A 9,783-nucleotide genomic window follows, 5' to 3' on the forward strand; every position below is an offset into this window, starting at 1 on the left:
CGCGACGTACGGTCGGAGCATCGATGATCGACGTCGGGCCGGCGCGGCAGGCCGCCGCCCGGGCGAGGCGAGAGGACGACGGTGGACGCAGGGACGACGGACGGGACCGTCCGGGTGAACACGGTCCGGGGCCCGGTGCCGGTCGACGAGCTCGGGATGACGCTGACCCACGAGCACCTGGCGAGCGACTTCACCCGCCGCCTCGTGCCACCGGAGGATCCCGGCGCCCGCGCGCTGTACGGCGCCCGCGTGGACGCCTCCATGAACTGGCTGCTGACCGAGCAGCCCGGGTGCTGCTTCGACAACGGGCGCCAGGACGACCCGCGGGCGACGGCCGAGGAGCTCGGGCACTTCGCCGCGGCGGGGGGTCGGACCGTCGTGGACTGCACGAACGGCGACTTCGGCCGCGACCCCGCGGCGCTGCTGGAGATCTCGGAGCGGTCCGGGATGAACGTCGTGATGGGCTCCGGGTGGTACGTGCACGCCTTCCACGACGACCGACGTGCGGGGCTTGGCGCCGACCAGCTCTGTGACGAGCTCGTGGGCGAGTTCGTCGACGGGGTCGGCGGGACGGGACCCGCGCCGGGGGTCATCGGGGAGATCGGCGTGTCGCCCGAGTTCACGGACGCCGAGAAGACCGGCCTGCGCGCGGCCGCCCGCGCGCAGCGGCGCCTCGGCGTGCCGCTGTTCGTCCACCTGCCGGGGTGGCAGCGTCGCGCCCACGAGGTGCTCGACATCGTGCTGGACGACGAGGGCGTGGCGCCGGGGGCGGTCGTCCTGTGCCACATGGATCCGTCGGGGGACGACGCGGGCTACCAGCGGGCCGTGGCCGACCGGGGGGTCTGGCTCGAGTTCGACATGATCGGGATGACCCTGTACTACGCCGGGGAAGGGCAGTCGCCGGCACCCGAACAGACCGCGGTCGCCGTCGCCGGCCTGGTCGGCGACGGGTACGCGGGGAGCCTCCTGCTGAGCCACGACGTGGCCACCAAGAGCATGTGGACCCGGCACGGCGGGAACGGGTTCGGCTACGTCCCCCGGCTCTTCCTCCCCCGGCTGGAGCGCCACGGGGTGCCGGCGCCCGTGGCGGCCGAGCTCATGACCGTGAACCCGGCCCGCCTGTTCACCGCGTCCACGATCCCCGGCCGGTGATCGGACCGGCCGGGGCGTCCGGCGTCAGCCCATGGTCTTGCCGCCGTGTCCCCACCGCGAGCGCGGCACTCCCTCGACGATGACGGTGGCGTCACCGCCCGCCTCGTCGCCGATCACGGAGGAGACGGCGCGGGTGATGGCCTCCACCATCCGCGGGGCGAACGTCTCGTCCTCGAACCGCTCCTCGAACACCTTCACCTCGACGTACGGCATGTCGTCCTCTCGGGGGCTCGGCCGGGCGGTGGACGGGGAGCGCGGCGTGCTCCCCGTCCACCGCCGACCACGGGGTGCTCAGGCCGGAGCGGTGACGGCGACCTCGGAGGACACCGTGCGCATCGGGCCGATGTGATCGATGTAGTACGACTCCGGGGTCTCGCGCTCGCTGTGGGCGATGAGCTCGGCGAAGTCCCACTTCTTGAGCAGCTTGCCGTCGCGGAACACGGGCTGGAGCACGTTCTCCGACTCGGGGATGGAGCCCTTGGGCACGGTGGTGTAGACGCCGTCCTCGTACTTGAGGGCGAGTCGCCCCTTCTTGGACGCCTTGAACGACGCGCCCGTCGGCGCCTTCGCGATGTCGCGCCACTCGCCGTCGACCATCACCGCGCTGGCCTTCTGGCCGAAGTTCATCGTGTCGCGGTTCCAGTGCTGCAACAGGCCCCCACCCATCCCGAAGACGGCGTTGTCCGCGGCCAGCCCGCGCCGCTCCATCTCCATGTAGACCTCGGGCAGGCTGTCGAAGGTGACCCCGTCGCCCTGGACGACCCGAATGAACGGCGGCAGAACCTTGAAGCCCTTGCTGTTCACCTCGTAGCCGAAGGCCTCCATCAGCCACTCGGTGGTGTCCGAGGTGACCTTCACGATGTCCCCGGAGTCGGGACGCGCGCCGACGAGGCCGGGGAAGTTCCGGATCTGCTCCTTGAGCTCGCCGCCCAGGATGTGCTTGATGCAGTACTCGTGGTCGTAGGTGTCGGTCAGCAGCAGCATCGCGCCTTCCTTCGCGTAGGTCTCCAGCGCGTTGCGCAGCGCGTCGACCTCGTGGTCGCGACCCCAGGCGCAGAACCCGGCGTGCTCGGCGTTCGGCGCCGAGTTCGACACCTTGCCGGCGTTGTAGAAGTGCTTGGCGGCGAGGATCCCCGGCACCGTGTCGCTCTGGTCGAAGTTGACCAGGTGGGCCAGGCCCCCGAGCGCCGCGGACTGCTGTGAGCTCACCCCGCGGGCGCCGTAGTCGTGCAGGGTGTTGCGGATCAGCTCCGGGTGGTCCGAGGTGCGCGCCAGCGCCTCCTTGATGACCTGCTTGGAGAGCCACGACACCGTGCCGATCGTGGTCGGGTACCACACGGCCCGCAGCAGCGCGGTCTCGAAGAAGCTCGTCGCCCAGTAGTACTTCGGATCGGTGTTGATCACCTGGACCAGCACGTTGCGGGCCGGCAGGACCGTGCCCTCGGGCACGGCCTCGATCTCGACGGGCAGGAACCCGTCGTGGTCGTTGAGGATGCCGAGCCAGTTCTCCCGGTTGAAGTGCATGCCCTGCTCGCGGACCACGAACTCCGCCTGGTCGATGTCCTCGAGGGTGATCGGACGCATCAGGTACTCGCGCAGGAACGCCTGGAGCCCGACGAACTGGGTGACCGGCCACGCACCGCCGCGCGACTCGATGTAGCTCGAGACGTACTCCGTGCCGGGCGGGTAGAGCGGGTAGTGGCAGTGCTTGTAGTTGTCGGTGTTGATGATCAGGTTGTCCAGGTAGCCCATCAGGCGGCTCACCTTCCACGAGAGTCGTTTCTACCCAGCAGCCGATTCAGCACGTGTCCGACGGAGGGCCCGTGCGTGACCCAGAGGGTCCGACCCGGCGAGGGACCAGCCTCACCCACGATCTGAGCGGCGTTCCAGCGCCGAGGACACCTGGCAACGAGATATTAACGTTTCTACCGCTGCCTGAGAGGTCGGCGAGCAGGCCCGCGATCCCGGGCGGACCAGCGGGTCGGCGACTACGCCAGGTCGCTCGGCGGCTGGTCGTCGCCGCGGATACCGAGGACCGTCCGCAGCGCGTCGAGCAGGGCAAGGACACGCTCGTCGGGCGAGGCGGTGGACCAGGTGGGCTGGAGGCGGGCGCAGAGCCGGGCCAGGAGCACCGGGCGGCCGGGGCCGGTCTCGTCGACCCGGTCGTAGACCGCGTCGAGGAGGTCGACGCACGCGTCGGCGAGCCCGGGGACGAGGGTGTCGAGCCGCTCGCCGGGCTCGGTCCCTCCGGCCGAGGGGCCCCGTCCCCCCGCGTCCTGGATGGTCACGTGCTCAGGTTAGGGCCTGATCGCGGGCGGACGTCATGTCGCCGTGCGAACGAGTGGATCCCGGCCCGCTCACCGGGCCGCGCGGGGCTCCCACCGTCGCAGCGCCTCGTAGGCCAGCCCCGCGCCGAGCGCGACCGGCGGGTCGATGAGGCCCGTGACCAGCAGCGCCGAGCCCGCGAGGTAGACCGGGATCCGGGAGGCCGGCAGCACGTCGCGGACCACCCGGAGCGACGCCGTGAGGGCGCCCTCCACGGTGTCGGCCCATCCGGCGTTCCCGTCCGGCACCGGACGGTTCCGGAGCGCGATCTCGGGCGCGGCGCCGGTGGGCGTGGCGGCGACCTCCGTGCTGTTCTGCGTCTTCGCCATCCGGCGACGCTACGCCGGGGCGGGCCGGCGAACCCGTACCGGAGGTCACCACCGGGCAGGTCGGACGGCGCTCGCACCGGGGTCCGAGCGGCCGTGGTGTCCGGCCGTGGTGTCCCCCGGCCGGTGGACCGACCACCCGTTCCGACGAGAACCCGCCGCTCGGCCCTTGCCGTGACCTCGGTCACTCGCGTGAACTAGGGGCGTCGGCGCGGTGTCGCGACGGTCGGACCCCCCGCGCCGGGAGGACGACGCGCGCGAGGTGGTCACCATGGGTGGACGGACGGCGGGCGAGACCGCCCGGAGAGCACGCGGCCCGCGGGGCGGGAGCGATCTGGCGCCGGACGACCCGGCGGCGGTGCGCTCGGTCGCGGTGGTCGGGCCCATGGGGGCCGGGAAGACCACGCTGGTCGAGGAGCTGCTGGCGCTGACGGGCACGATCCCCCGGGCCGGTTCCGTGACCGCGGGGACCACCGTCACCGACCACGACGCCGACGCCCGCCGCCAGCAGCGCTCGGTGTCGCTCGCCGTCGCCTCGCTCGTCCACCGGGGGATCAAGGTCAACCTCGTGGACACCCCGGGCTGTCCCGACTTCCTCGCCGACGTCCGTGCCGGGCTGCGCGCGGCCGACGCCGTGCTGTTCGTCGTCGGGACCGCCGAGGCCGCCGAGGGGGCCGCGGCGCCCACCTCGGCGCTGCTGGCCGAGTGCCGGCGTGCCGGGCTGCCGGCCGTGCTGGTGCTGAGCCGGCTCGACCACGCCCGCGCCGACGAGGCGGCCGCCCTCGCGGCCTGCCGGGAGGCCGTGACCGCCGCCGAGGCGGGCGAGGTCCTCGTCCCGGTGACCCGTTCCGAGCGGACGGCCGACGGCCTCGTCGTGCACCCGCTGCTGGCGGGCGACGGGCCCGAGCCCACCGCCGAGGATCCCGACGACGCCCGCCGGGACCTCGTCGAGACCCTCATCGAGCAGAGCGAGGACGAGGCGCTGCTCGAGCGCTGGATCGGCGGCGAGCCGGTGCCGCTCGACGCGCTGCGCGCGGACCTCGCGACGGCCGTCGCGCGCCGCGCCCTCGTCCCCGTCGTCGGCGTGTGCGCCCCGCTCGGGGCGGGGCTGGAGGCGCTGCTCGACCTCGTCGTCGACGCCGTCCCGCCACCCACCGCCCACGCGCCGCTGGCCGCCCACGCCCCCGACGGCGCCCGCCACGAGCCGGTGGCCCTCGACCCCGACGGCCCGGTGGTCGCCGAGGTCGTCCACACCGGCACCGACCCGCAGGGCAGCCGCGTCTCGCTGGTGCGGGTCTTCTCCGGGCGCCTGACCCCGGACACCGCGCTCACCGTCTGCGGCGATCCGCTGCGGGTCCCCTCCCCCCGCGACGGCGAGGACCCGACCCCGACGACGACGGCGGGTCGCGACGGCCTGCGCGTGTCGCGGGTCCACGCCCCGCTCGGTGCCACGCTGCGCGAGGTGCCGTGGTGCGTCGCGGGTGACCTGTGCGCGATCACCCGGCTCGGCGCCGGGGGTACGGGGGACACCCTGTGCGGCGTCGAGGACCCCATCGGGATCGACGGCTGGGAGCTCCCCGAGCCGCTGCTGCCGGTCGCCGTGTCCGCGGAGCGCAGCGCCCAGGACGCCGTCGCCCGCGGCCTCGCGCGGCTCGCCGCGACCGAGACCACCCTGCGCGTCGAGCGCAACGAGGACACCCACCAGGTCGTCCTGTGGTGCACCGGCGAGGCTCACGCCGACGTCGTGCTCGCGCGGCTGCGCGCCGCCGGCGCGGTGTTCGAGGTGACCGACGTGGCGGTGCCCGAGCGGGAGACCGTCCTGGGCCCCGCGACGGGGCTCGGGCGCCACGTCAAGCAGTCCGGGGGCCACGGGCAGTTCGCGGTGTGCCGGATCGAGATCGAGCCGCTGCCCCGCGGGTCCGGGGTCGAGTTCGTCGACAAGATCGTCGGGGGCGTGATCCCGCGCGCCTACATCCCCGGGGTGGAGAAGGGGGTGCGGGCCCAGCTGGAGTCCGGGGTGACGCCCGGCCGCCCGGTGGTCGACATCCGCGTGACCCTGGTCGACGGCAAGGCCCACAGCGTGGACTCGTCCGACCAGGCCTTCCAGACGGCGGGCTCGCTGGCGGTGCGCGAGGCCGTCGCCGCGGCGGGCACCGTCGTGATGGAGCGGCTCTACGAGGTCGAGGTGACCGTCGACGACGGCCTCCTCGGCGCCGTGCTCGGCGACCTCGCCTCCCGGCACGGGCGCGTCGTCGGGACCGAGCCCGACGGGACCGGGAGCACCCGGGTCCGCGCCGAGGTGCCGGAGACGGCGCTCCTGCGCTACGCGGTCGACCTGCGCGCCCTCACCGCGGGGACGGCGAGCTTCACCCGCCGCTTCAGCCGCTACGAGCCCGTCGCGAGCGGCGCCTGACGGCCCGCGACGAGTCGCACGTCACCCGTCCCCGCCCCCGGCGACGTGTGCCCGCCGTCACACGCGGGTCCCGGGGCCGCGTCGGGTAGCCGGGGCGGATGACGCACCCCGACGACCGCGAGTCCGACGCCGTGCCCGAGGAGCCCGACCTCGGCGCGGCCATCCAGCTCGAGAGCGGCGAGACCCTGGACGGGCCTCCCGGCACCGACGCGATGGACGCCCTGACCGTCAGCCCGAACCGGCCGTTCGGGCTGGACGACCCCGACACCACGCCCGAGGGCCAGCGCCACGGCGAGACGATCGACGAGCGCCTGGCCCGCGAGGTCCCCGACGACCTCACGACGACCGACGGCGTCACCGCCGGCGCCGACCCCACCGCCGACGACCTCGGCAGCGAGGCCGGGCAGGAGCGGGCCGGGCGGCTCACCGCCGACGAGACCGCCCCGGACACGGCGGCCACCGACGTCCTCGACGCCGACGACGCCGGGATCGCCGGCGGGGCGGCCGCCGCGGAGGAGGCCGCCGTCCACGAGATCGACGAGGACGAGCTCACCGCCCCCGGGGACCGCACGGCCGAGGGCGCGGGCGACGACCCCGACGCCGCCGGGCCGGACGTGCGCCTGCGCGGCGAGGACGTCGACCCGGCCCGGCCGAACTTCGGGGGATGACGGCACGCGGGCCGGTCGCCCGCCGCGGGCTCAGCGCCGGGAGCGCTCCAGCTCCTCCTGGTGCTCGCGGCAACGGTCGGCCTGCGGGCGGGCCTCGAGCCGCTCGTCGTCGATGTCGCGCCCGCAGACCACGCAGCGGCCCCAGCTCCCGTCGTCGAGCCGCCCGAGCGCCTCGTCGATCTGGGCGACCTGACGCTCGGTCTCCTGGGTGAGTCCCTGGCGCTCCATGGACTCCTCGACCTCGCTGCCGTAGTCGCCGGGGTGCTGGCCCATCGCGCCCTCCTGCTCCACCGGGGGCTCGGGTCGGTGCTCCGCCGACCACTCCCCCAGCTCGGTGAGTCGGCGGCGCTCCTCGGTCAGCTCGCGCCGGGCGGTCTCGGCGTCCATGCGGTCCTCCTCGTCGGACGGGCGGCGGAAAGCGTGCGGATACCAGCCCGCGCCGCCGTCCACACGTGACGGTGGCGGCCCTGCCCATCGCCGGGACGGCTGGGCCGGTCGGCCGAGGCGCATCGGTCGTTCGACGGCGGGCGCGGTGGGTACCAGGGGCCGGCAGGACCAGGCGAGGAGGACACATGACCGACGGTGCCGATCCCAGCGACACCGGCAGGACCCAACGCATCGGCCAGCGCGTCGCCGGGGCGGTGAAGCAGGCGGCGGGCGCCGTCACCAACAACGACGACCTGCGCGCCGAGGGCGAGCTGCAGGCCGAGCAGGCCGACGTCGCCAAGGAGGCCAAGCGCGCCGAGCAGCACGCCGAGCAGAAGCGGCGGGAGGCCGAGGCGCAGGCGCGCTCCGAGGAGCTGGAGGTCGAGCGCGAACGGCTCGCCGCGGAGGACACCCGCGCCGAGCGCGAGGAGCGGGCCGAGGCCGACCGGCAGGCCGAGCAGCGGCGGGCCGAGGTGGACACGGGCCGCCGGGAGCAGGCGGTGTCGCAGGCCGCCCGCGCCCAGGAGGGCCAGGTTCACCGCGACGAGGCCGACGCGGTGCGCGAGCGCGCGGCCGCCGAGGCCCGCGCGCGCGACGAAGAGGTGCGGGCCGAGCGGGCCCGGGTGGACGCCCAGGCCCTGGAGCAGGTGGAGGAGGACCGATGAGCAACCCGGTGTCGGCAGTGGCGGGGCCGGTGGTCTCGCTCGGATTCGGCGTGGCGCGGGTCCCGGTGGGCCTGCTCGCCCGCCTGACGGGCAACGGAGGGAACCCCGAGTGGGGGCCGACCCTCGCGGTGGACAGCGTCGAGGCCGGCGTGCGGCAGGTGCTCGGCTCGCTGCTCGGCGACCCGGGGCTCGCCCGCCAGGGCGAGGTCCAGGACGCCCGGGTCGGGCAGCGCGGCGAGGCCGCCGAGCGCGAGGCGGCGGCGGACGCGCGCCGGGAGGTCGCCGACCAGCGCCTGCAGGACCGACGGCAGCGCGACCAGCAGGCGCGCGAGCAGGTCCGTGAGCGGGAGCAGGAGCAGAAGGAGCGCCTGGAGAAGGAGCGCAAGCAGCGCGAGCAGGAGGCCCAGGAGCGCGAGCGCACCCGCAAGCAGGAGGCCGCGAAGGACGAGGAGCGCGCCCAGGAGAAGGCCGACGAGAAGGCCCACGAAGCGCGCCGCACCCGCGTCGAGGCCGAGTCCGAGGCCGTCGCGGCCGAGCGCGAGGCGGCCGAGCGCTCGCAGGAGGCCCTGGAGCTGGCCGAGGCGGCGGACGCGGCGAAGCGTCGGCGCTGAGGCTCGTCTCCGACCCGAGGAACGCCCCCGAGCGACCGAGTCGTCAGGACCTCGGCCGGTCCGGGGGCGTTCCCATGTCCCCCGGCAGAAGCACGGGCCGCGCCTCTGGTCAGGCGCCGGTGGTCTCCGGGTCGTCGTTCGCGCGCTTCTCCTCGACGTCGCGGGCCTGGCCGTGCAGGTCCGGGTTGACGTCCTGGCGCGCGGCGTCGTCGTCGGAGTCCGCCTTCGGTCGTGGGGTGCGCTGCGGCTGCTCGCTCATCGGGACCTCCTCGTCCTCGTGTACGGAGACGGGCGGGTCCCCGGGACCGCGAGATCGGCACACACGGAAACGACGGCGCCCGGGGCAGGGAGCCCGGGCGCCGTCGTCGTCAGCTGCTGATCAGCTGTTCTGGAGGTGTCCGTCCCCGGCGCCGCCACCGATGCCGTGGCCGCCGTCGCCGCCGTTCGCGGAGGCGTCACCACCCTTCGAGACGTTCGTGCTCGGCGCCGAGTGGCCGAGCAGGCCGAGGTTGCTGCCGGACAGGACGTTGACGCCGCCGAGGCCACCGGTGGCCGCGCCACCCGCACCACCGGCGCCGCCGGTGCCGTTGCCGCCCGAGCCGCCGTTGCCGCCGACCAGCGTGGTGACGGTGCTGGTCACGTCGCTGATCGGCGACGCGTGCCCGCGCTCGCCACCGGAGCGTTGCTCGTGGTCGCGGCTCTGGTGCCCGTGCTGGGACCCGATCCGGTCGGTCGAACCGTGGTCGCACTGCGAGTGGCCCTGCTGACCCTCCTGGGCACCGTGGGACTCGGTGGCCATCGCGGGCCCCGCCGCGGCGATCAGCCCGGCCCCGGCGATGCCGGCGACGGCGACCGCGCGGCCCCCGCGGCCCAGCCGCGGCCCGCGCTCGTCGAGGACGGTGTTCGTGTGCTTGCCCATGATCGTCTCCCCCTTGCGAAGTCCAGGGACGGCACGTCGGTGCGCCGACCGCGACGGGGCTCCCCCGACCGCGCCGCGCCGTAACCCTTTCGAGACCGATCCGTGTCCGATCCGCGATCTTCCACACAGGACCGTCACTGAACCACGGGCGCCGTCAGCGCGTGTTCTCCGACATGGCCGCCTCCGTCGCCACCGTCGTCCGCCGGCGGGGACCGTGGCTCCTCGGGGGCGCGACGGTGGTGGCGGCGACCGTGCTCCGGCTGGGGACGGGTGCGGTG

At 74.9% G+C, this 9,783-nt stretch carries 12 protein-coding genes; 5 read left to right on the plus strand and 7 right to left on the minus strand.

Annotation, left to right across the window (positions count from 1 at the left end; genetic code table 11):
- The first annotated feature begins 81 nt into the window (after positions 1 to 81).
- Positions 82 to 1,152 (plus strand): phosphotriesterase, encoded by a 1,071-nt coding sequence (locus HH311_RS30135; RefSeq protein WP_312030502.1) that lies wholly within the window; start codon positions 82 to 84, stop codon positions 1,150 to 1,152.
- A gap of 24 nt (positions 1,153 to 1,176) precedes the next feature.
- On the opposite strand, the gene HH311_RS30140 is transcribed toward HH311_RS30135, so the two are convergent.
- The 4 genes from HH311_RS30140 to HH311_RS30155 form a co-directional block, all read right to left on the minus strand.
- Positions 1,177 to 1,365 (minus strand): tautomerase family protein, encoded by a 189-nt coding sequence (locus HH311_RS30140; RefSeq protein ID WP_169187424.1) that lies wholly within the window; start codon positions 1,363 to 1,365, stop codon positions 1,177 to 1,179.
- A gap of 78 nt (positions 1,366 to 1,443) precedes the next feature.
- Positions 1,444 to 2,916 carry a nicotinate phosphoribosyltransferase gene (locus HH311_RS30145; protein ID WP_169187425.1) on the minus strand — a complete coding sequence of 491 codons (1,473 nt, stop codon included), beginning with the start codon at positions 2,914 to 2,916 and terminating at the stop codon, positions 1,444 to 1,446.
- Between the two features lie 224 nt (positions 2,917 to 3,140).
- Positions 3,141 to 3,440: a hypothetical protein gene (locus HH311_RS30150; protein WP_169187426.1), complete on the minus strand. Its 300-nt coding sequence runs from the start codon at positions 3,438 to 3,440 to the stop codon at positions 3,141 to 3,143.
- 69 nt (positions 3,441 to 3,509) lie between these two features.
- Entirely contained in the window at positions 3,510 to 3,806 is a 297-nt protein-coding gene (locus HH311_RS30155) for a hypothetical protein (protein WP_169187427.1), read from the minus strand.
- 268 nt (positions 3,807 to 4,074) lie between these two features.
- Between HH311_RS30155 and HH311_RS30160 the strand changes: the two genes are divergently transcribed.
- Both HH311_RS30160 and HH311_RS30165 read left to right on the plus strand, forming a co-directional pair.
- Positions 4,075 to 6,216: an elongation factor G gene (locus tag HH311_RS30160; RefSeq protein WP_169187428.1), complete on the plus strand. Its 2,142-nt coding sequence runs from the start codon at positions 4,075 to 4,077 to the stop codon at positions 6,214 to 6,216.
- 98 nt (positions 6,217 to 6,314) lie between these two features.
- Complete coding sequence (locus HH311_RS30165) at positions 6,315 to 6,884, plus strand: DUF5709 domain-containing protein (RefSeq protein WP_169187429.1); 570 nt, start codon at positions 6,315 to 6,317, stop codon at positions 6,882 to 6,884.
- 30 nt (positions 6,885 to 6,914) lie between these two features.
- Here the strand turns inward: HH311_RS30165 and HH311_RS30170 are convergent, their stop codons facing one another.
- A complete protein-coding gene (locus HH311_RS30170; RefSeq protein ID WP_169187430.1) occupies positions 6,915 to 7,271 on the minus strand; it encodes a TraR/DksA C4-type zinc finger protein in 357 nt (118 codons plus the stop codon).
- 185 nt (positions 7,272 to 7,456) lie between these two features.
- Between HH311_RS30170 and HH311_RS30175 the strand changes: the two genes are divergently transcribed.
- Together HH311_RS30175 and HH311_RS30180 are read left to right on the plus strand one after the other, a co-directional pair.
- Positions 7,457 to 7,975: a hypothetical protein gene (locus tag HH311_RS30175; protein ID WP_169187431.1), complete on the plus strand. Its 519-nt coding sequence runs from the start codon at positions 7,457 to 7,459 to the stop codon at positions 7,973 to 7,975.
- A complete protein-coding gene (locus HH311_RS30180) occupies positions 7,972 to 8,586 on the plus strand; it encodes a hypothetical protein (RefSeq protein ID WP_169187432.1) in 615 nt (204 codons plus the stop codon). The genes HH311_RS30175 and HH311_RS30180 overlap by 4 nt, the downstream gene beginning before the upstream one ends.
- A 109-nt stretch (positions 8,587 to 8,695) precedes the next feature.
- On the opposite strand, the gene HH311_RS30185 is transcribed toward HH311_RS30180, so the two are convergent.
- Both HH311_RS30185 and HH311_RS32965 read right to left on the minus strand, forming a co-directional pair.
- Positions 8,696 to 8,845, minus strand: coding sequence for a hypothetical protein (locus HH311_RS30185; protein WP_169187433.1), 150 nt, complete (start codon positions 8,843 to 8,845; stop codon positions 8,696 to 8,698).
- Between the two features lie 120 nt (positions 8,846 to 8,965).
- Positions 8,966 to 9,505, minus strand: a complete 540-nt coding sequence (locus tag HH311_RS32965; protein WP_169187434.1) for a hypothetical protein — start codon at positions 9,503 to 9,505, stop codon at positions 8,966 to 8,968.
- Positions 9,506 to 9,783 lie beyond the last annotated feature (278 nt).

Origin of the sequence: Actinomycetospora sp. TBRC 11914 (genome assembly GCF_012933465.1) — a bacterium.
Lineage (GTDB): Bacteria > Actinomycetota > Actinomycetes > Mycobacteriales > Pseudonocardiaceae > Actinomycetospora.

Coding starts and splice junctions, on each gene's coding strand:
- HH311_RS30170 (WP_169187430.1), bottom strand. CDS start 7,271: ATGGACGCCGAGACCGCCCGGCGCGAGCTGACCGAGGAGCGCCGCCGA.
- HH311_RS30185 (WP_169187433.1), bottom strand. CDS start 8,845: ATGAGCGAGCAGCCGCAGCGCACCCCACGACCGAAGGCGGACTCCGAC.
- HH311_RS30160 (WP_169187428.1), top strand. CDS start 4,075: ATGGGTGGACGGACGGCGGGCGAGACCGCCCGGAGAGCACGCGGCCCG.
- HH311_RS30175 (WP_169187431.1), top strand. CDS start 7,457: ATGACCGACGGTGCCGATCCCAGCGACACCGGCAGGACCCAACGCATC.
- HH311_RS30180 (WP_169187432.1), top strand. CDS start 7,972: ATGAGCAACCCGGTGTCGGCAGTGGCGGGGCCGGTGGTCTCGCTCGGA.
- HH311_RS32965 (WP_169187434.1), bottom strand. CDS start 9,505: ATGGGCAAGCACACGAACACCGTCCTCGACGAGCGCGGGCCGCGGCTG.
- HH311_RS30140 (WP_169187424.1), bottom strand. CDS start 1,365: ATGCCGTACGTCGAGGTGAAGGTGTTCGAGGAGCGGTTCGAGGACGAG.
- HH311_RS30165 (WP_169187429.1), top strand. CDS start 6,315: ATGACGCACCCCGACGACCGCGAGTCCGACGCCGTGCCCGAGGAGCCC.
- HH311_RS30155 (WP_169187427.1), bottom strand. CDS start 3,806: ATGGCGAAGACGCAGAACAGCACGGAGGTCGCCGCCACGCCCACCGGC.